This is a genomic window from Ruegeria sp. BE1 (genome assembly GCF_056538885.1).
Genome location: NZ_JBQFTY010000001.1, coordinates 818,820 through 839,285, shown reverse-complemented (window position 1 = coordinate 839,285; position 20,466 = coordinate 818,820). Strand labels below are relative to the sequence as shown.

Genomic DNA, 20,466 nt, shown 5'->3' with positions numbered 1-20,466 from the left:
TGATGCTGACAAATATGGTTCCTCGGGAATATGAAACCCGCCTTTGCGCTGTCTTTCTCTGCGACCGGAATAACTGTGCATCACCAGTCGGATGATGACTGGTTCTGTATTGGTGAGGTTGCGCTGGATGCGCCGGACCTGAATGATCAACTTTTTGCCCTGCGTGACCGGGCCTTTGCGCTGGAAAACAACCTGAGCTGCAAGCTGGTGATTCCGACAGAGCAGGTGCGGTTCCTGACGACCGAAACCGACGCCGAGTCGGCGCAGCAGGCGCTGGCGGATGAAACGCCCTATTCCCTGCAGGAGCTGATTTTTGACACGGCAACGGACGGACCGACCACCTATGTCGCCGCCATCGCCAAAGAGACGTTGGACGAGGCCCGAACCTTTGCAATCAGCCACGGGTTCATACCAGTTCTGGTCACCGCTCAGACTGATCCGGATCAATTCCCCGCTGAACCCCGCTTTGCCGCAGAGCTAGATGAAAACGCGAAGGCAGAGGACGCGCCGAAAGAGCCTCCGTCAAGTGTTCATGCCATAGCCGACACAGCGGCCCCCGATGTGTTCCGAGCGCCCCCTGCCCCTGCGAGCGCGCCCCAAAACCCTGCAAAGCGCGGCGGGCAACTCACAATCCCCATTGCGGCTTGTGTTGCTGTCGCATTGGTGCTGGGCGCATGGGCTCTGAATCCCTCTGGCGGCGACGACGGAACAGTCGTAGAGGCCGTGAAATCCGACGTGGGGATCGAACCCGAAGCGTTGGTCGACCTCGCCGAGCCTGAGATATCAGAGCCGGAGGTGCCAGCGGACATCGTTCCCGCAGAACCGGAAGAGCCGACGGACATCGCCGCTATAGAGCCCGAAGCCAAGCAGCCCGAGAAGGTCGAGCCTGCAGAAGACGGGACCACCGAGGACAATCCGGCCTTATCGCCAACAGATGCCGCAATTCTTGAGGCGCTGAACGTCGCCCCGACACCGGTGGAAGAGATCACGCGCGCGCCCGATCCGCAGGACACTCCGCCGCAAGCGGGGATCACAATCACAACGCCTGAGCCTCTGGTGCCCCCCGACCAACCTGAGCAGGATGACCTCTATCTGGCCTCGGTCGACAATTCCAATCTGTCGACAGATGCGATCGCCCTGCCCCCGATCGAAAGCTTTGCTACAGATGCGCCCTTGGAACAGGTGGCCCTGCCCGGCACGTCAGGCACCCGGTTTGAATTGGATGAGCGCGGCCTTGTGACCCCCAGCACCGAGGGTACGCTGAATCCCGATGGTGTGGTTGTCTATCTGGGTCGCCCCTCGAAGGTTCCACCGGAACCACCCGTACGGTTCGAAGAGGAACCGACGCTGGAAGAGCCCACAGACAGGCTGGCCGAACGGCGCGCCAGAGTGCGCCCGGACAATCTGATTGAACAGTTCGAACGCCTCCAGCTTGGCGGTCGCACACGTCAGGAACTTGCGGTGCTGCGGCCCAAACTGCGCCCAGCCTCGCTGCAACAGCAACCGCAGATTGATGAAACGCCGACCGCTTTAGCCGTTGTGCGCGTTCCGCGCCCTAAACCGCGACCGGCGGGGATTGCGCCCTCATCCACTGCACGCGCGGCCAATCTGGGCTCGACTGCAGCCATTGAACAGGTTGAAACCGGATCGTTCCAGCCCAAGGCCGTTGCGCCGAAAATCCCGTCGTCGGCCTCGGTCGCGCGGCAGGCCACGATCGACAACGCACTGAACCTGCGCAAACTGAACCTGATTGGTGTCTATGGCGCACCGGCGGACCGCAGGGCGTTGGTGCGGTTGCCCAGTGGCCGCTACAAAAAGCTGAAAGTGGGCGACCGGCTGGATGGCGGCAAAGTCATCGCCATCAGTGACAGCGAATTGCGATATCAGAAAAAGGGCCGGAACCTGACGCTGAAAATGCCACGCGGTTGATGATCAGGGCAGACTGCCCGCCCTGACCGAATGAGCTTAGAAGATCAAGCCGCTGAAATTTCACCGCTTTCGATCTGTTCACGCTCGATGGATTCGAAAAGGGCCTGAAAGTTGCCCTCGCCAAATCCATCATCGCCTTTGCGTTGAATGAATTCGAAAAAGATCGGTCCGATCACAGTTTTTGAGAATATCTGTAGCAGAATGCGCGTTTCGCCGCCGTCCAGAACGCCCTCGCCATCGATCAGGATGCCGTGCTTCATCATACGGTCCAAAGGCTCATCATGATCGGCCACACGGTCGCGGGACATCTCGTAATAAGCCTTGTTCGGGCCCGGCATGAACTTGAGCCCCTTTTCAGCAATCGCATCGGTTGAGGCATAGATGTCTTCGCTGCCTACGGCGATGTGCTGAATGCCCTCACCATTATACTTGTTCAGGTAGGACACGATCTGGCCGGTCTCGCCCCGGTCTTCGTTGATCGGAATACGGATGCGACCGCAGGGCGACGTCAGGGCACGGCTGTAAAGCCCTGTAAACTTGCCCTGAATGTCGAAGAAACGGATTTCGCGGAAGTTGAACAGGTCCTCGTAGAACTTGAACCATTTGTCCATATTTCCGCGATAGACGTTATGCGTCAGGTGGTCGAGGTAATAGAAACCGTCACCGCGCGGCTTGGATTGCGTGGTCCAGGTGAATTCCTGATTATAGGGCGAGGTGTCATGGTACTGGTCGATGAAATAGATCAACGACCCGCCAATCCCCTTGATCGCAGGCACATTCATCGTCTTGTCCGCCGCCTCATAGGGCTCGGCCCCTTTTGCCACAGCGTGGTCAAACGCTTTCTGCGCATCCGCGACACGCCAGCCCATCGCAGGGGCGCAGGGCCCGTGGTCCTCGACGAAGCGCGCGGCAAAGCTGTCGGGGTCGGAATTCAGGATGTAGGTGACATCGCCCTGCTGCCACAGTTCGATTGTGGGTTTGTCCGCACGGTGGCCCACACATTCGAAACCCATCTTGGCGAACAGATCGCGCAGCTCTTGCGGTTCAGGATGCGCGAATTCCACAAATTCGAACCCGTCTGTACCGGCGGGATTCTCTTTGCTGATGACGGATTTCGGGGCGGTATGCGGGAAAGGACCCATGGCGCGTCTCCTCAAAACAGGAATTTCTTTGCTGATTCCAAAATACGCCTTAAATGGCGCTGTTTCTGCGCATTGTTTTCGTGTAAACTAGGATCGCACGCGCAAATCACGCACGACACCGCCATTTTCCGGAGAAATGCCGCACATGCTGGATGCCACCGACACGCGCCTGCTGTCCGCCTTGCAAAAGGATGCACATCTGACGGCGCATCAACTGGGTGAGATGCTGAACCTGTCGCCCAGTCAGGCCGGTCGGCGGCGGCAGCGGCTTGAGGCCGAAGGCTATATTACCGGCTATGCCGCGCGGCTGGATCCGCTAAAGCTGGGACTGCATGTGCAGGGATTCGTTCAGGTGCATCTGGGCACCCACGGACCCGATCAGTCCCAAAGCTTTGCCCGCCTTGTCGATGCGCGACCCGAGATCACAAGCGCCTGGACGATGACCGGAGAGGCAGATTACCTACTGCATGTTTTTTGTGATGATCTATCAGCGCTCAACAGCTTGCTTCATCAAGTGATACTGCCGCATCCTGCTGTTGCTCGGGTCCAAAGCCAGATCGTGATGGACCAGCTTAAGCGCGACGCCCCTTTGCCCACCTAACGCGACCGAAAGGACAAAAATGGACGATTTCCTCTACCAGGCTTCGATCTATCTGGCTGCTGCCGTGATCGCCGTGCCTTTATCGGCGCGATTGGGTCTGGGGTCCGTGCTGGGGTATCTGGCCGCCGGCATTGTCATTGGGCCTGTGCTGGGACTGGTTGGTGCAGAAACTGAAAGCCTGCAGCACGTGGCCGAGTTCGGCGTCGTCATGATGCTGTTCCTGATCGGGCTAGAGCTTGAGCCCCGCGCGCTTTGGGATATGCGGGACAGGCTGCTTGGGCTGGGCGGGCTGCAGGTGGGTCTGTCGACTGCGGCCATTGCCTGCGTGGCCATCTACGCCAACCACCCGTGGTCCGTGGCGTTGGCGGTTGGGCTGACGCTGTCCTTGTCCTCGACCGCGATCGTTTTGCAGACGCTGTCTGAAAAGGGCCTGATGCAGACAAATGGCGGGCGCGCGACCTTCTCGGTTCTGCTGACGCAGGATATCGCGGTGATCCCTATTCTGGCGCTCTTGCCGTTGCTGGCGCTGCCCGTGGTCCCGCACCTGTCCAGCGACGGGTCTATCGACCGGGGCAGCCATGATCTGCACGGTGCCGCCCATCACAGCCTGTCGCTGGTCGAAGGGTTGCCGGGCTGGGCCGTCACGCTGGTCACACTCGGCGCGATTGCCTTTGTGATCCTGGCAGGCGTCTATCTGACCCGCCCCCTGTTCCGCTTTATCCACGCCACCCGCCTGCGCGAGATGTATACGGCGCTGGCGCTGATGATCGTCGTGGGGATTTCCTTTCTCATGACGCTTGTTGGCCTGTCACCCGCCTTGGGTGCGTTTCTGGCGGGCGTTGTTCTGGCCAGCTCGGAATTCCGGCATGAGATGGAAAGCGACCTTGAACCCTTTAAGGGGCTGTTTCTTGGCCTGTTTTTCATCACGGTCGGCGCCGGGATCGACGTGGCCTATTTCTTTAACGATCCGCTGGAACTGATCGGGCTGGCCCTGCTGGTCATTCTGACCAAAGGGATCATCCTGTTTCTGGTCGGGCGGGCGTTTAAACTGCGAGGCCGCGATCACTGGCTGTTCACGCTGGGTCTGGCACAGGCAGGTGAGTTTGGCTTTGTCCTGCTGGCGTTTTCCACGCAGCAAAACGTCATCCCGCCGGACCTGTCGCAAAAGCTGCTGATGATCATCGCGCTGACGATGCTGATCACGCCGCTTCTGTTCATCATCTATGACGTCCTGTCCCGCCAGATGGGCGACAGCAGCGCGCAACCTGAACCCGATGAGATTGATGAACAAGGCCCGGTGATCATCGCCGGTATCGGCCGCTTTGGTCAGATCGTGAACCGTCTGGTGCGCGCCAGCGGTTTCAAGACCATCGTACTGGATCACAATATCGAAACGGTGCAACTGATGCGCCGCTTTGGGGTCAAGGGCTTTCTGGGCGATCCGACCCGGCCCGAACTGCTGCGCGCGGCGGGGCTTGAAAAAGCGTCGGTTCTGGTCGCCGCAATGGATGACCCCAAGCAGGTCACCCGTCTGGTCAGCTTTGCCCGCCGACAACGCCCCGATCTGCACATCATCGCCCGCGCCCATGACCGAACCCATGTGTACGAGCTGTATCAGGCCGGGGCCAATGACATCGTGCGTGAGATGTTCGACAGCTCGCTGCGGGCCGGGCGCTATGTGCTCGAAAACATCGGCCTCAGCGAGTATGAGGCCGCACAGGCCGAGCAGACCTTTTATCAACACGACCGGGCCTCCATTCGCGAGCTGGCCGAGCTGTGGATACCGGGCATGCCCACCGCAGAGAACAAGAAATACATCGAACGCGCGCAGCAATTCGAAAAAGAGCTTGAGACCGAGCTGTTGGAACTGGCTGAGAAACACGCCAAGAAATCGGCCTGATCCAGCGTTTGGATCAGGCCCTTGGGTTTACCCGTCCGAGACGCCCGCCTCGGCAAAGGTGGCCATGCCGGAATGGCAGGCCACCGCGCTTTTCAGGATGTTGATGGCCAGCGCCCCGCCTGACCCTTCGCCCAGACGCAGGCCAAGCGACAACAGCGGCTCTTTGCCCAGTTTCTGCAACACCGCGCCATGCGCGCCCTCGGCGCTTTGGTGCCCGGCAACAGCGTGATCCAGCGCCCCGTCCGACACATTCGCCAGACAGGCCGCAGCGGCTGAACAGATAAAGCCATCCAGAATGACCGGAATGCGCAGAACCCGCGCGGCGGCGATAGCACCTGCCATGGCCGCGATCTCGCGCCCGCCAAGGCACCGCAGTACATCCAACCCGTCACCTGCCCCTGCGTGCAGGGCCACACCTTCGGCCACAACGCGGGTTTTATTGGCAAGCCCGGCGTCATCCACCCCGGTGCCACGCCCGGTCCAGTCGGCGGCCTCACCTCCGAACAGGGCGCAGACGATGGCCGCTGCGGGGGTGGTGTTTCCGATCCCCATCTCACCCACGACCAACAGGTCAGCGTTGGGGTCGACGGCCTGCCACCCGGTGCGCAGGGCCTGCAACAGTTCGTCCTCGGACATGGCCGGACCTGCGGTGAAATCGGCAGTGGGGCGGTCCAAATCCAGCGCGTGCACATCCATCGTGGCACCGGCGGCCCTGGCCAACTGGTTGATCGCCGCGCCACCATGTTCGAAATTCATCACCATCTGCACGGTCACTTCCGGGGGAAAGGCCGAAACGCCCTGCGCGGTGACACCGTGATTACCTGCGAACACGATGACCTGCGGTGCCGCGATCTGTGGGCGGGCATCCCCGCGCCAGCCTGCGTACCAGATCGCCAGATCCTCAAGCCGCCCCAATGCGCCCGGAGGTTTGGTCAATTGTCCATTGCGGTCAGCCGCCCCGGTCAGCGCGGCCTCATCCGGTCCCGGTGCCTGTGTCAGAGCATCACGGAGTGTTTTCAGATCATTAAGTTCGGGCAGCATCCAAAGCCTCGTTGCATCAGAGTGGTCCTGCGTGTTTAACCGAAGCGACCGATCCAACAAGACCCCGAAAGGCGCGGGAGTGCATAAAAACGACACCAAACTGATTTCCGCACGGGATATTCCGCTGGCTTTGGTCCTGCTGACGCGTCTGCCGCTGCCACGCCTGCCCCAGCAGTCCTTTGCCCGGCAGGCGGATGCGGCCTGGGCCTTTCCCATTGTCGGGCTGGTGGTAGGCGCGCTGGCCTGTGCAGTGGGCTGGATCGCCATGGCCGTCGGCCTGCCCCCAATGGCGGCCGCCGTGTGTGTCACCGTCACGCTGGTCGTCACCACTGGTGCGATGCACGAGGACGGGCTGGCCGATACGGCCGACGGTCTTTGGGGCGGGTTCACGCGCGAGCGTCGGCTTGAGATCATGAAGGACAGCCACATCGGGGCTTATGGCGTTCTTGCTCTGATCTTCAGCCAATTGCTGCGGGTGGCCCTGATCGCCGCCCTTTTGTCTGCCGGGGCCTTCGCCGCAATCCTTGCCGCTTGCATCACATCCCGCGCCTTTATGCCGGTTCTGATGACCGCACTGCCCAACGCACGCAAAAGCGGCCTGAGCCACTCGGTCGGAGGCCCCCCGGGCGCGTCGGTGATCACAGGTTTGACGCTGGCCCTTGTCTGCGCCCTTCTCTTGCTGGGGGCCAAAGCCATCCTGTCGGTGCTGGTCGCTGCTTTGTCTGTCGCTGCACTAGCCGCCGTGGCCAAGGTGAAAATCGGCGGTCAGACAGGTGATATCCTGGGCGCATCGCAGCAAGTGGCCGAATTGGTCTTTCTCGCAGCCATAGCGGCGGCGCTTTAGGTCGTGCCGCCGGTTTCGATCCGCAGGGTCTCGCCGCAGTGTTTGCAATGCACCGCATCGGGGTCGTGCCGATAAAGACCGCAGCTTGGGCATTTGTGGCGGACTTTCTGTGGCATAAAGATCGCCTGAGCCAAGCGCACGAACAAGGCCACCCCGACGACCATGATAAACACCGAAAACAGCTTGCCGCCCGGTGTTGTCAGGGTGATGTCCCCAAACCCGGTCGTGGTCAGCGTCGCCATAGTAAAGTAGAGCGCGTCGATATAGGCGGTCTGGCTGTTTTCGGGCATGAAAAACACCAGAACCGCGGTCGACGTTGCAAACACGAAAACCAGCAGGTTGATCGCTGCGATGACCGCGTCTTCGTGGGTGCGGAAAAACTGACTGTCGCGCCGGAGATCACGCAGAAGGTGATAGGAATGGATCAGCCGCAAGGCCCGCAATATTCGAACAAAGGCCAGATTGCCCGGCAAGAACGGCTCTAGCAGCAATGAGAGTATCACCACAATATCGGCCAGCGTGTAGATCTGGCGCAGCAGCTTGCCCCGATCTTTCGCGATCCACAGACGGGCAAGGAAATCGAGCAGGATGACAAAGCCCACGCACAGGCTGGCAAGCGTCAGCCCTGGTCCATGCGGGACATTGGCTGTGGCCACAAAAAACACGATCGACGCCGCATCAAACAGGATCAGACCATAGCGGAACCAGACCGAAACCGGTTCATGGGCGACGTACAGAAACTTAACAGCTTGCTTTATCCTGACCATCTATCTGCCTCTGACTGCAAGGAAATTAGCCGCAAACGCCGCGCGCACCAAGACCACAAACGAAAAAGGCCGCCCCCTGCAGGAGCGGCCCAGAAAATGCTGTTGTCAGAAATCAGGCAGCGCGCGAGGTCAGAACCTCATCCACCTGCTTTGCGGCCGAAACCTCGCCCGCGCCGGACACGGCGGCCACTTCGCGGGTCAAGCGTTCCAGAGCGGCCTCATACAGCTGACGCTCGGAATAGCTTTGTTCACGCTGGTCGTCGGTGCGATGCAGGTCGCGAACCACTTCGGCGATCGAGATCAGATCACCCGAGTTGATCTTTTGTTCGTATTCCTGCGCCCGGCGGGACCACATGGCGCGTTTGACCTTGGCTTTGCCCTTTAAGGTCTTCATCGCCTGGCTGATCACATCAGGCGAACTGAGCGAGCGCAGGCCGGATTCGGTCACCTTGTTGGTCGGCACCCGAAGGGTCATCTTGTCTTTTTCAAACGAAATAACGAACAGCTCAAGCGAATATCCCGCGACTTCCTGCTCTTCGATCGAGATGATCTGACCCACGCCATGCGCCGGGTAGACCACATAGTCATTCGGGCGGAACTCAAGCTTTTTCGACTTAGACATACAGGTTCATCCTTGGTTACGACAGCGAGATTCGGGACAACAAAAACACCCAAGCCGGAGCCTCAATCGGCACCGTCAGGTGGCTGGTTTGTCAAAAAATCAGAACTCCAAAGCAATCATACTTACGGAGCACATCCCCATCTCATTCATCATTCAGTTAGAGAGTATATCACAAAATTGCGACACCTGAAAGATCGACCTCTTTAAAGGACGCAAAAGCCTTTGTTTTTCAGGTCGATACAAGAGCCCCATACAGGTGAACCAAAGGGTTCAGAGTGCGAATCGCTTAGCCGCCCTCGCCGGGGGCTTCTGAGAAATACTTCTCCAACTTACCCTCTTCGCCGTCGCGTTCTTCGGCCTCGGGCAAAGGATCTTTCTTGGTCACGATCACTGGCCACATTTCCGAGTATTTCCGGTTGAACTCAACCCACTCGTCCATGCCCGGCTCAGTATCAGGGCGGATGGCGTCGGCTGGGCATTCTGGTTCGCAGACGCCGCAATCGATGCATTCATCCGGGTGAATGACCAACGTGTTTTCGCCCTCATAGAAACAATCTACCGGGCATACTTCGACGCAGTCGGTGTATTTGCAGCCAATGCAGTTGTCCGTGACGACGTAGGTCATATTCAGATTCCCATTCAGGTTTGGCGTTTAGCTAATTCAGTCAGGGTCCGGCTTCAAGGTCAGTCGTCGCTTTGGGTGCGAGAAAGATCAAGCGCGCGCCGATCCTTCTTGGTCGGACGACCTTTTCCTTCAAAACCCGGATTTTTCGGAGGGGCGTCCCTTTTTTCCGTCAAATCCGAATAAAGTGTTTGCGCCTCGGGGGCTGGCCCGCGGCGTTCCCCCAGTTTTTCGACCCGAACCACACGCACGATGCGTCCCTGTGGAAAGGTCAGAACATCACCGGGGCCGACGGTCTGCGCCGGTTTAAGCACCCGGTTTCCGTTCAGGCGGACGTGGCCGCCGCCGACCTGTTTGACGGCCAGGCTACGGGTCTTGAAGAACCGCGCCTGCCACAACCATTTGTCGATCCGCAGCTTGGCCTCGGCCATCGAGGATCAGTTACCGTCCTTCAAACCCATCAGCGCCGCAGCGAAGGGGTTGTCGGGATCGATGGCTTTTTCTTTCTTGGGCGGACGTGATGAGAAGGACTTTGCGCCCTGCGGCTTGCCACCCTTCTTGCCTTGCGGCTTGCGTCCATCCTGAGGTTTGCCACGCGGTTTACCCTTGCCCTGCCCCTGCCGCTGTTCCCGGCGCGGGCCACGGTTCTGCTGGCGCTGACGCCCCCAGGTGAATGTATAGAACACCTCAACCTCGGGCTCTTCCGCTGTCGGAGCCTCGGCTGCCGCCTCGGTGCTTTCGGTGGCCTCGGCTGACGCCTCGGCGGGTGTGGCATCCTCTGACGGTGTGGCTTCGGGCGCGGGAGTTACTTCGCTCACCGCTTGCTCGGGCGCTTCAGTGGCCTCGGCCGGCGCGGCCTTGACCTTTTCACGCTCACCACGTTCGGCGTTGTAGCCCAGACCCTGCATCAGATCGGCAAACTGTTCCAGCGTCATGCCGGTGATGGACAGCATGTCAGGCTTGGCCTCGAACCCGCCACGGCTGTCTTCGGCGCGCAGCATGTCGGCCAGACGTTCCAACATGTCGATCCGGATCGAACGTTCGCCCGCATCGCGGTAGCCGCACATGGTATCATAGCCCTGCGGCGCATCCTTGGCGACAGGCACCGTCACCAAACCCGGAGGCGGTGCCTCGGGGAATTCCTGCAGGCCGTTCGCCAGAGCCCACAGGACCAGACGCAGGCGCGTCGGTGCGGGTTTCAGCAGCAGCGGCATGAAGATGGTGAACTGGCCAAACCGGATACCATGCTTGCGCAGCGCGCCGCGGGCGTCCTGATCCAGATCCTTGACCTCTTGTGCGACACCAGCGCGGGGCAACACGCCCAGCGCCTCGACCATGCGAAAGGCAAATCCCTTGGCCAGGCCGCTCAGTTCTTCGTCGCGCGACAGGTTCAACAGCGGCTCAAACAGCGCGGCGACCTTGCGGTCGATGAAATGCTGCAACCGGCGCTGCACTTTCTGTTCGACATCCGGCCCGGCGGCCTCGTCCACGAAAACCTCGACCATCGGTTTGAGCGGCTCTGCCCCGGCAACAAGTTTGCCGACGGCATATTCGCCCCACATCAGGCCGCCCTGTTCGGTGAAATCAATTTCGGTATCGGGCGCGTTATAGAAGCGGTCGGCACGCAGATGGAATTGCGGCGCGAGGGCTTGCAGTGAGGCCGATTTCAGCGCTTTCGCCTCAGTCCCCTGCGCAGCTTTGTCCGGGATAAACCGGAACCCTTCCAGACGACCGACGAATTCGCCTTCGACGGTCACTTCACCCTTGTCATTTACTTCGGCCAAAAGGGCCTCCTTCTGTTTGAGCCGGCGCAGCAATACAGATGTGCGCCGGTCCACAAATCTTTGAGTCAAACGGTCATGCAGAGCGTCCGACAGCCTGTCTTCTACAGTGCGCGTTTCCGCGCGCCAATGTGATTCGTCACGCACCCAGCCATTTCGCTGCGCAACATATGTCCAGGTGCGAATATATGCCAACCTTTTGGAGAGTGCATCTATATCCCCATCCGTGCGGTCAATCCGGCGGATTTGCCGCGCCATGAAGTCATCCGGGATGGACTGGCGTTCGTGCAAATGACCGTAGATCACCTCAAGCAGGCTGGCATGTTCGGCATGGCTGATACCCCGAAAATCGGGGATTCGGCACACATCCCACAGCAGACGAACCGATTGCGGGTCGCTGGCGCGGGCCATCACCTCGGTCACTTGCGACAGCGATTTCAGCGCGTTCAGGTCGTCGGCGGGGCGCGCCTTGATCAGGTGCTCGTCATTGGGGCTGACCTCAAGCGAGTCTATCAGCGCCTCGATCGAGCCATACCGAAGGGCAGCATTCCGCCAGTTCAGCTTTTTCATCGGCGTAAAGCGGCTGTCCATGATCGCCTGCGCCACGCCCTCGTCCAGCGGCGGCGCCTCACCGGTGACACCGAATGTGCCGTCAGACATGCCGCGCCCGGCGCGACCGGCGATCTGGGCCAATTCGTTGGGGGCCAGGGGACGCATCCGTCGACCATCGAATTTGGTCAGCGAGGAAAACGCCACGTGATTCACATCCAGGTTCAAGCCCATGCCGATGGCATCGGTGGCGACCAGATAATCCACCTCACCATTCTGATAGAGGTCCACCTGCGCATTCCGAGTGCGCGGGCTGAGCGCGCCCATAACCACAGCCGCCCCGCCCTTTTGACGGCGCAGCAGTTCCGCGATGGCGTAAACACTGTCGACCGAGAACCCGACGATGGCACTGCGCGGGGGCATGCGACTGATCTTTTTCGATCCCGCATAAACCAGTTGCGACATCCGCTCACGCCGGACAAACTGCGCCTCGGGCACGAGGGCCGCGATAGGGCCGCGCATGGTGTCCGAGCCCAGAAACAACGTCTCATTGGTGCCGCGAGACCGCAGCAGGCGGTCGGTAAAGACGTGGCCTCGTTCGGGATCGGTACACAGTTGGATTTCGTCGATAGCCACGAAATCCGCGCCCATGCCCTCGGGCATCGCCTCAACCGTGCAGACCCAATACTGGGTGCGCGGCGGCACGATCCGTTCTTCACCCGTGACCAGAGCCACGACGGACGGGCCGCGAATGGCGACGATCTTATCATAAACCTCACGCGCGAGCAGACGCAGCGGCAGGCCGATCACGCCTGTCCGGTGGCCCAGCATCCGCTCAATCGCGTAATGGGTTTTGCCTGTGTTGGTCGGGCCAAGTACGGCCACGATTCGGGATGACCCGCTCACCTTTTGCCCCCTGCCCCTTAGAGGGCCGAGCCCTCGACCTGAGGCTTCAGTCGATTCACCGCATTGGTTACTTCTTCATGATGAGGATGTATAGCCAATGCGCGCTCATACGCTTCAAGCGCCTTGTCATGTTGTTCCGTGATCTCAAGGATCAGGCCAAGACCATAGATCGCCTCGTAATGATTGGGGTTCAGCGTCAGCGCGTGCTCAAGATCCGCCGCCGCCATACCAAAGCGATCAATCCCGAAGAACGCCGAGGCCCGCAGGTGCCAGCCTTCGGCAAAACCGGGCGCATGGTCGGTCAGTGCGGTCAGATGCTCGATAGCGGCAAGGGAATCGCCATCATCCAACGCCTCACGCCCGCGTTCCAGCAACAAATCGGCCGAGGCCGAACCGGATTGCGACCACAGCGCCTTAAGCTGCCGTTCCAGACTGGTCGCCTGTTCCGGCGTTGATTGCGCCAGTTGCTGCAGCAGCGCGGCCTCGTCCCGCAGGTCCGCCTGTTGCGCGGCGGAACTGGTGGAAAACATGACCGTGACAAAAAATGCCGCAACGGTACCTTTGAGATTGTTTGTTGCAATGCCCATAACAATGTTCAGTGTAGCGTTGCGACCGGGGATGTCCATTCACGGCGCACTAACAAAATGAGGAAAGACATGAGCGACACTTTGGAAAAAGCCGCAGCGGCGCTGAACGAGAAACTGGCCGACAGCGGCTTTGGCGCATCTGCCAAGTTTGCCATCGAAGGTTTGGGCGCGATTGTGCTGGATGGCAGCGGCGCGCGTGTCAGCGATGATGATGCCGACGTCACCATGAGCGCGGATGCCGATACGTTCGAGCAGATCCTCAGCGGTGAGCTGAACCCGACAGGTGCCTTCATGTCCGGCAAACTGACCGTGGACGGCGATATGGGCGTCGCCATGCAACTGGCGTCGGCGCTGGCCTGATGGACGTGTCGCCGGCCCCCTTGTTCGAAGATGCGGTCGGCGTACCAGCCGGCGGGAAGGCTTTTTGGCTGACCACAGCGGATGATGTCCGCATACGTGTCGGCCTTTGGCATCCCGAAGACGCCCAAAACGGAACAGTGCTGATGTTCCCGGGGCGCACGGAATATATCGAGAAATACGGCGATGCAGCGCAAGAGTTTCTGCGCCGCCGTTTCGCCTTTGCCGCGGTTGACTGGCGGGGTCAGGGGCTGGCCGACCGCCTGCTGGACGACCCGCGCGTCGGGCATGTGGAACAGTTCACCGATTATCAGCACGATGTGCAGGCGACGCTTGATCTGGCGGAACAGCTGAACCTGCCCAAGCCATGGTTCGTGATTGGCCATTCAATGGGCGGCGCCATCGGGCTGCGCGCGGTGCTGGAACGGGATTGCTTTGCCGCCTGCGCCTTTTCCGGGCCGATGTGGGGCATCTTCTTTACGCCGATCATGAAGCCGCTCAGCCGGTTGACGGCCTATTGGGGGCCGCGGATCGGGTTGGGGGAAAAGACCCCTCCGACCACGTCACTGGAAAGCTATGTTGTATCTCAGCCTTTTGAGGGCAACGTACTGACCCGTGATCCGGCTATGTATCAGATGATGAAAGATCAACTGGCCGCCCACCCCGAGCTTGCCCTTGGCGCGCCGTCGACGATCTGGCTGCGCGAGGCGCTGGATGAATGCGCCTGGCTGATGGATCAGACCGCACCGGCGACCCCCGCCCTGACCTTCCTGGGCAGCCACGAACAAATCGTCGACCGCAAAGCGATCCGGTCCCGCATGGCCAACTGGCCCAGTGGCACGCTGGTCGAAATTCCCGACGGCGAACACGAAGTTCTGATGGAGCCCCCCAACGTGCGCGGCCCCGTCTATGATCAGCTAGAAGCCCATTTTCTGGCAGCGCAATAGGCGGCATTTCCTGCCGCCACCCTGCACCTGCGCAAAGGCGGCTTGTGATCCGGTCCACCCGCGCCTAGATGTTTGCCAAAGCAGATATTCCGAGGTGATCCATGCGCAACCTTCCCTTTCCCGTCCGTGACGCAAATGCAATTGGCGGGGCCGACAACCTTGGCAACCTGCCGGAATGGGACCTGACCGACCTTTATACCTCGGAAGACGCGCCCGAGCTGGCGCGCGATCTTGAGTGGCTTGAGGGCGAATGCGCCGCCTTCGCCGCAGATTACGAAGGTAAACTGGCCGATCTGGATGCGGCGGGCCTGCTGACCTGCGTGCAGCGCAACGAAAAGATCAATGCCATCGCGGGCCGCATCATGTCCTTTGCCGGGCTGCGCTATTACCAGCTGACCACCGATGCAGAACGCGCCAAGTTCCTGTCGGACATGCAGGAAAAAATCACCATCTTCACCACGCCGCTGGTGTTCTTCACGCTTGAAATAAACCGTCTGGACGACGACGCCCTAAAAGCGCGTTTTGATGCGGATGCCGATCTGGCCCGCTATGCCCCGGTGTTCCGTCGTATCCGTGCGATGAAGCCCTATCAACTGTCCGATGAGCTTGAGAAGTTCCTGCATGATCTGGGCGTGGTCGGCGATGCCTGGGAACGGCTGTTCGATGAAACCATCGCCGGGCTGACCTTTACCGTGAACGGTGAAGAGCTGAACTTTGAGGCCACCGCCAACCTGCTGACGGAACAGGACCGTTCCGTGCGCGAGGCCGCCTCGCGCGAGATGGCCCGCGTCTTTCAGGACAACATCAAAACCTTTGCCCGTGTTCACAATACACAGGCCAAGGAAAAGGAAATCGTCGACCGTTGGCGCAACGTGCCTACGCCGCAAACCGGACGTCACCTGTCAAACGACGTTGAGCCCGAAGTGGTCGAGGCCTTGCGCGACGCGGTGGTCGCCGCCTACCCCAAGCTGAGCCACCGCTATTACGAACTGAAACGCAAGTGGCTGGGTCTGGACGTAATGCAGGTCTGGGACCGCAACGCACCGCTGCCCATGGAGGACACGCGGGTCGTCGGCTGGGACGAGGCCGAAAAGACCGTGATGGACGCCTACAACGCCTTCGATCCCCGCATGGGTGAGATCGCGACCCCGTTCTTCACAAAAGGCTGGATCGATGCGGCGGTGAAACCCGGCAAAGCGCCCGGAGCCTTTGCCCACCCGACCGTCACCGACGTGCACCCCTACGTGATGCTCAACTATCTGGGCAAACCGCGTGACGTGATGACCCTGGCGCATGAGCTGGGCCACGGCGTCCATCAGGTGCTGGCCGCCGATCAGGGTGAAATGCTGTCCTCGACCCCGCTGACCCTGGCCGAAACGGCGTCGGTCTTCGGTGAGATGCTGACCTTCCGCAAAATGCTGGATCAGGCGGAAACGCAGGAACAACGCAAGGTTCTGCTGGCCGGCAAGGTCGAGGACATGATCAACACGGTGGTCCGCCAGATCGCGTTCTATGACTTTGAATGCAAGCTGCACGCCGCCCGCCGCGAAGGTGAGCTGACGCCCGACGACATCAACGCCCTGTGGATGAGCGTTCAGGCCGAAAGCCTTGGCCCCGCATTTGAATTCATGGACGGGTATGAGACCTTCTGGTCTTACATCCCGCACTTCGTCCACTCGCCCTTCTACGTCTATGCTTATGCGTTTGGCGATGGATTAGTAAACGCGCTCTATTCGGTCTACGAGGCCGGTGCTGAAGGGTTCGAGGACAAGTATTTCGAGATGCTGCGCGCAGGTGGGTCGAAGCACCACAAAGACCTGCTGGCGCCGTTCGGGCTGGACGCCAGCGACCCGAAATTCTGGGACAAGGGCCTGTCGATGATCTCGGGCTTCATCGACGAGTTGGAAGCGATGGAAGATTGACGGCTTTCCCGTCTTTACCATGAATAGGAAGGAAAACGGGCTGGAACCTCCAGCCCGTTTTCATTTTATTGTTCCTGTTAGTTAACCTTCTGAGACAACCTCACTCGAAGGGCGGGGCGTTGTGCGGGTTTCAGCAGGTAACACCGGATAGGTAACTTCGGGCATCGCGCCGGTCAGGCTTTCCAGAAACGCGACGAGTTCGGCGACGCTCTGGTCATCCAACTCTTCGCCCAGCTGCGACTCGGCCATAATCTGAACGGCCACGGGCAAATCCCAGACCTTGCCGGAATGGAAATAAGGCGCGGTCACCGCAATGTTTCGCAAAGGGGCGGCCCGGAATACATATTCGTCATCCACGGTTTCGGTCACGGCGAACCGTCCTTTGTCCCCCTCGGGCAAGACATCCGCGCCCGGTTTTTCAATCAAACCAAATGGGTAGTACCCGGTGCCTCCAAGGTTAACCCCGGAATGGCAGGCCGCGCAGCCAATATCCATGAATTTTTGCAAGCCTGCCAGTTGCTGTTCGGTCATCGCTTTTTCGTCCCCGTTCAACCAGGCGTCAAACGGTGCCGGGGTAATCAGCGTGGCCTCATACGCCTCAATCGCCTTGGCGAAATTGTCGAAGGTCACGGGCTCTGCCTCTCCCTCAAAAGCAGAGCCGAACCAATCGACATATTGCGGCATAGAATTCAGCGTCGCCAAAACGTTCTCTGGGGTATTGGCCATTTCGACGCCCGCCTGAACCGGCCCCTTTGCCTGCTCGGCCAAGTCGGCCGCGCGCCCGTCCCAGAACTGAGCCTCATTGAAAACCGAATTCAGCACCGTTGGCGCATTCCGCGGCCCCCGTTGCCAGCCATGACCAATCGAGGTTTCAAGGTTGTCATCCCCTCCGGTCGCAAGGTTGTGGCAGGAGTTGCAGGAAAAGACCCCCGACGCCGACATCCGCGGATCGAAAAACAGCGCTTTGCCCAGTTCGATTTTGGCTTCAGTAATTGGGTTGTCGTTGACCGCTGGTACGGTTGACGGAAGCGGTTTGAATATATCAAGGGCATCCGTTCGCAAGTCCTGTGCAACCGCTATCTGCGCTACAGAAACAAGGAAGGCACTTGCTAGTGTCAGTGGTTTGAGCATTTTTTTCTCCTACGACGCTCGCGCGCACCCTTTCTGTAGGGGAGAAAAGAATTGGATTTTCTGATTTAGATCAATTCTAAATTAGAATCATTACAAATATCATAATTGTGATGTGTGTGACCGTTCGCTGATGACCTGATCCTGTCTGTTGCCCGGATTCCAGACAGATCAATACTACTTCAATTGACTGTCCTTCGATCCCCGCCGGTTGATGCCATTGCGCGCCTTGAACGTGCCATCGCGCTCTTGCTGGCAGTCCAGACATAGCTTGACCCCCGGCAGGGCCAGGCGTCGCTTTTCAGGGATGGGTTCTTCGCACTCGGCACAATGGGTCAGGCTGTCCCCTACAGGGCGCTTTTGCGCCTGCATGCGGGCCAGTTCATCGGAGATCGATGCTTCGATCTGTTCGCTCACCGCGCCATCGCGCGCCCAACCGCCTGCCATGGGCCGTCCTCCTGATCAGGTGCCGGTCAGACTAGCGCGCCCGACCGGGGCCTGACAAGTCAGGGCAGTGGTTTGGCGATGTCGAACACCCGGTCGATCATCTCTTGTGTCCCGCGCGAGAATTCCAGCGGGCATAGGTAGTCTGCCCCCTCGCGGATTGTACGGCCAAACGCCTCGACCTGCAGTTTGTACTGATCATCGCCGGGAAAGCGCGTCACCTGCAGTTCTAGCCCCGGGCGGTGCAGCTCGACCCGCGCCTCGCCAAATACGCGGGCATTGAACGGGGCCGTCAGGCGGATTACTCCGCCTTCGCCGTGAAATACCATTTCCTGATGCGGATGCATGCGGGTCGAGACATAGGTGGTGTAGGTAAAGCCCGGAAACTGCGCGCGGATTTCGGTAAAGGCGTCGACACCGTTTTCCCAGCGGATTGAAGCCTCAACCTGCTCGGGTTCCTGACCCGAGACAAAGCGCGCACCGCCAATCACATAGACACCAATGTCGCGCAGCGCTCCGCCGCCCGTCTCGGCCCGGTTGCGGATATTGCCGGTATCAGTGCGGTTGTCATAGCTGAACGCCCCGGTCACATGCAGCAGCTTGCCAATCGCCCCGTCGGCCACCAGTTTCTGTGCCAACTGCCACTGTGGATGGTGGACGATCATGTAAGCTTCGGCAGCCAACAGACCGGTTTCATTCCGTTTTGCGATCAACCCGTCGAATTCCGAGGCAGTCATGGTCATGGGCTTTTCGCACAGCACATGTTTACCGGCATCCAGCGCCTTGTGACTCCATTCCACATGAAGATGGTTGGGCAGCGGGATATAGACCGCCTCAATCTGGGGATCTGCCAACAGCGCGTCATAGCTGTCATACACAGTCAAATCCGGGCAAAATGCTTGAAAGGGCTCGGCCTTGGCTGGGTTCGATGTCGCCAGCCCGGCAAACCGGGCCCCGTGGGCTGCATGGATCGCCGGGGCCATGATACCGCGCGCGAAGTTAGCGGCGCCCAGAACGCCCCATTGAACCGGTTTCTGCATGTGATCCTCCCACTTCGGCAGGGTATTGCCCTGCCCCGTTAACGCTAACGATTCTGTTGATGACCTTCTAACAGCCATCCGACGTTAAGTCAGGCTTTTATCCCCCTGAAATCCCTCTAGCCTGCCTTCAACACTTTGCGAGGGAGCGGGAATGAAACGGGTTTTAAAGTGGATCGGGGGCCTGTTGGCCCTGGCGTTGGTTGTGGGCGCGGTTGTGTTCTTTGGCGTTCTGCCACCCTATATCGAAGCGCAGCGCAACAACGTTATCGCACATGACCCGTTCGAGGTATCTGAGGGCGCCGCCGCCTTGCACGACACCCTGATCGTCGGTGATCTGCACGCGGACCCGCTGCTCTGGAGCCGGGATCTGACCGAACGCGGCACCCGGGGCCAGGTCGACATTCCGCGCCTTGTCGAAGGCAACGTCGCACTACAAGTCTTTACTGCTGTTACAAAATCCCCTGCCGGTCAGAATTATGAGGCAAACTCGGCCGAGGCATTTGACAACATCACCCTGCTGGCCATCGGGCAGCTTTGGCCCCTGCGCACCTGGAACAGTTTGAAAGAGCGCGCGCTCTATCAGGCTGAAAAACTGCACCAGTTCGAGGCCGCGTCAGACGGGCAGCTGAAGGTCGTCAAATCCCGGTCCGATCTGGAGGCGGTCTTAGCCGCCCGCGCCGCAGGCCAGCCCATGGTCGGCGGGATTCTGGGTATCGAAGGGGCCCATGCGTTAGAGGGCGATCTGACCAATTTGGATGCGCTGTTCGATGCGGGCCACCGTGTATACGGGCTGCATCATTTCTTTGACAACGAGTTGGGTGGCTCTCTGCACGGGTTGGGCGATACCGGCCTGACCGAGTTTGGCCGTCAGGTTGTCACCGAACTGAACCAGCGCCCCGTTGTCATCGATCTGGCCCATTCCAGCCCCCGGGTCGCGCGCGAGGTTATCGCAATGACCGACGTGCCCCTGATCGTCAGCCATGGCGGTCTGCACGGGTTTTGCCCGGTCAAACGCAACTTTCCCGATGATCTGATGCAAGACATCGCCGCAACCGGCGGCGTGATCGGCATGGGGTACTGGGCGGATGTGACATGCGGAAACACCTCTCCGGCCGGGATCGCGCAGATGATCAAGGCCGCCATAGCCACGGTGGGCGAAGATCACGTGTCGCTGGGGTCCGACTATGATGGATCGGTTGAGACTGCCTTTGATACGTCAGAGCTTGCGGCGCTGACCTCTGCCCTGCTGGCCGAGGGGCTGACTGGGGCGCAGGTGCGCAAGGTGATGGGCGAAAACATGGTGCGCGTTTTCAGACAGCAACTGGCGCAATAAAAAA

The 20,466-nt window shown here is 59.8% G+C and carries 19 protein-coding genes; 8 read left to right on the top strand and 11 right to left on the bottom strand.

Annotated elements, in window-relative coordinates; genetic code table 11:
- The first annotated feature begins 30 nt into the window (after positions 1-30).
- On the top strand, positions 31-1,929 hold the full coding sequence (locus ACR0J5_RS04205; RefSeq protein WP_480650711.1) for a hypothetical protein: 1,899 nt from the start codon (positions 31-33) through the stop codon (positions 1,927-1,929).
- A 44-nt stretch (positions 1,930-1,973) separates the two neighbouring features.
- Here the strand turns inward: ACR0J5_RS04205 and hppD are convergent, their stop codons facing one another.
- Positions 1,974-3,071 carry a 4-hydroxyphenylpyruvate dioxygenase gene (gene hppD / locus ACR0J5_RS04200; RefSeq protein ID WP_480650709.1) on the bottom strand — a complete coding sequence of 366 codons (1,098 nt, stop codon included), beginning with the start codon at positions 3,069-3,071 and terminating at the stop codon, positions 1,974-1,976.
- Positions 3,072-3,216: 145 nt separating this feature from the next.
- Between hppD and ACR0J5_RS04195 the strand changes: the two genes are divergently transcribed.
- Positions 3,217-3,672 (top strand): Lrp/AsnC family transcriptional regulator, encoded by a 456-nt coding sequence (locus tag ACR0J5_RS04195; protein ID WP_480650707.1) that lies wholly within the window; start codon positions 3,217-3,219, stop codon positions 3,670-3,672.
- 19 nt (positions 3,673-3,691) lie between these two features.
- Positions 3,692-5,572 (top strand): monovalent cation:proton antiporter-2 (CPA2) family protein, encoded by a 1,881-nt coding sequence (locus ACR0J5_RS04190; protein WP_480650705.1) that lies wholly within the window; start codon positions 3,692-3,694, stop codon positions 5,570-5,572.
- A gap of 27 nt (positions 5,573-5,599) precedes the next feature.
- Here ACR0J5_RS04190 and cobT read toward each other — a convergent pair whose 3' ends face one another.
- Positions 5,600-6,613 carry a nicotinate-nucleotide--dimethylbenzimidazole phosphoribosyltransferase gene (gene cobT, locus ACR0J5_RS04185; RefSeq protein ID WP_480650703.1) on the bottom strand — a complete coding sequence of 338 codons (1,014 nt, stop codon included), beginning with the start codon at positions 6,611-6,613 and terminating at the stop codon, positions 5,600-5,602.
- Between the two features lie 79 nt (positions 6,614-6,692).
- Between cobT and cobS the strand changes: the two genes are divergently transcribed.
- A complete protein-coding gene (cobS, locus tag ACR0J5_RS04180; RefSeq protein ID WP_480650702.1) occupies positions 6,693-7,457 on the top strand; it encodes an adenosylcobinamide-GDP ribazoletransferase in 765 nt (254 codons plus the stop codon).
- Here cobS and ACR0J5_RS04175 read toward each other — a convergent pair.
- From ACR0J5_RS04175 to ACR0J5_RS04150, 6 genes are all read right to left on the bottom strand, one after another.
- Positions 7,454-8,224, bottom strand: coding sequence for an ion channel (locus ACR0J5_RS04175; protein WP_480650700.1), 771 nt, complete (start codon positions 8,222-8,224; stop codon positions 7,454-7,456). The two genes, cobS and ACR0J5_RS04175, sit on opposite strands and share 4 nt — an antisense overlap.
- A gap of 112 nt (positions 8,225-8,336) precedes the next feature.
- Positions 8,337-8,846, bottom strand: a complete 510-nt coding sequence (locus ACR0J5_RS04170) for a CarD family transcriptional regulator (protein ID WP_170381457.1) — start codon at positions 8,844-8,846, stop codon at positions 8,337-8,339.
- Between the two features lie 286 nt (positions 8,847-9,132).
- Positions 9,133-9,471 carry a ferredoxin FdxA gene (fdxA, locus tag ACR0J5_RS04165; protein WP_480650698.1) on the bottom strand — a complete coding sequence of 113 codons (339 nt, stop codon included), beginning with the start codon at positions 9,469-9,471 and terminating at the stop codon, positions 9,133-9,135.
- Positions 9,472-9,530: 59 nt separating this feature from the next.
- Positions 9,531-9,899 (bottom strand): RNA-binding S4 domain-containing protein, encoded by a 369-nt coding sequence (locus tag ACR0J5_RS04160; protein ID WP_480650696.1) that lies wholly within the window; start codon positions 9,897-9,899, stop codon positions 9,531-9,533.
- Between the two features lie 6 nt (positions 9,900-9,905).
- Positions 9,906-12,704 carry a helicase-related protein gene (locus ACR0J5_RS04155; protein WP_480650694.1) on the bottom strand — a complete coding sequence of 933 codons (2,799 nt, stop codon included), beginning with the start codon at positions 12,702-12,704 and terminating at the stop codon, positions 9,906-9,908.
- Positions 12,705-12,721: 17 nt separating this feature from the next.
- The gene (locus ACR0J5_RS04150) at positions 12,722-13,330 is read right to left on the bottom strand and encodes a tetratricopeptide repeat protein (RefSeq protein ID WP_480650692.1); all 609 of its coding nucleotides are present in this window, start codon (positions 13,328-13,330) and stop codon (positions 12,722-12,724) included.
- 30 nt (positions 13,331-13,360) lie between these two features.
- Here ACR0J5_RS04150 and ACR0J5_RS04145 point away from each other — a divergent pair, with 30 nt between their 5' ends.
- The 3 genes from ACR0J5_RS04145 (at position 13,361) to ACR0J5_RS04135 (ending at position 16,517) form a co-directional block, all read left to right on the top strand.
- On the top strand, positions 13,361-13,651 hold the full coding sequence (locus ACR0J5_RS04145) for an SCP2 sterol-binding domain-containing protein (protein WP_480650690.1): 291 nt from the start codon (positions 13,361-13,363) through the stop codon (positions 13,649-13,651).
- Positions 13,651-14,595, top strand: a complete 945-nt coding sequence (locus ACR0J5_RS04140; protein ID WP_480650688.1) for an alpha/beta fold hydrolase — start codon at positions 13,651-13,653, stop codon at positions 14,593-14,595. Before ACR0J5_RS04145 ends, ACR0J5_RS04140 begins: the two co-directional genes overlap by 1 nt.
- Positions 14,596-14,696: 101 nt before the next feature.
- Positions 14,697-16,517 carry a M3 family oligoendopeptidase gene (locus tag ACR0J5_RS04135; RefSeq protein ID WP_480650686.1) on the top strand — a complete coding sequence of 607 codons (1,821 nt, stop codon included), beginning with the start codon at positions 14,697-14,699 and terminating at the stop codon, positions 16,515-16,517.
- Positions 16,518-16,598: 81 nt separating this feature from the next.
- Here the strand turns inward: ACR0J5_RS04135 and ACR0J5_RS04130 are convergent, their stop codons facing one another.
- The 3 genes from ACR0J5_RS04130 to ACR0J5_RS04120 form a co-directional block, all read right to left on the bottom strand.
- On the bottom strand, positions 16,599-17,648 hold the full coding sequence (locus tag ACR0J5_RS04130) for a cytochrome-c peroxidase (protein WP_480650684.1): 1,050 nt from the start codon (positions 17,646-17,648) through the stop codon (positions 16,599-16,601).
- A 174-nt stretch (positions 17,649-17,822) separates the two neighbouring features.
- Positions 17,823-18,092: a DksA/TraR family C4-type zinc finger protein gene (locus ACR0J5_RS04125; RefSeq protein WP_480650682.1), complete on the bottom strand. Its 270-nt coding sequence runs from the start codon at positions 18,090-18,092 to the stop codon at positions 17,823-17,825.
- Positions 18,093-18,151: 59 nt separating this feature from the next.
- Positions 18,152-19,129 carry a Gfo/Idh/MocA family protein gene (locus ACR0J5_RS04120; protein WP_480650680.1) on the bottom strand — a complete coding sequence of 326 codons (978 nt, stop codon included), beginning with the start codon at positions 19,127-19,129 and terminating at the stop codon, positions 18,152-18,154.
- 151 nt (positions 19,130-19,280) lie between these two features.
- Here ACR0J5_RS04120 and ACR0J5_RS04115 point away from each other — a divergent pair, with 151 nt between their 5' ends.
- Positions 19,281-20,462 (top strand): dipeptidase, encoded by a 1,182-nt coding sequence (locus tag ACR0J5_RS04115; RefSeq protein WP_480650678.1) that lies wholly within the window; start codon positions 19,281-19,283, stop codon positions 20,460-20,462.
- Positions 20,463-20,466 lie beyond the last annotated feature (4 nt).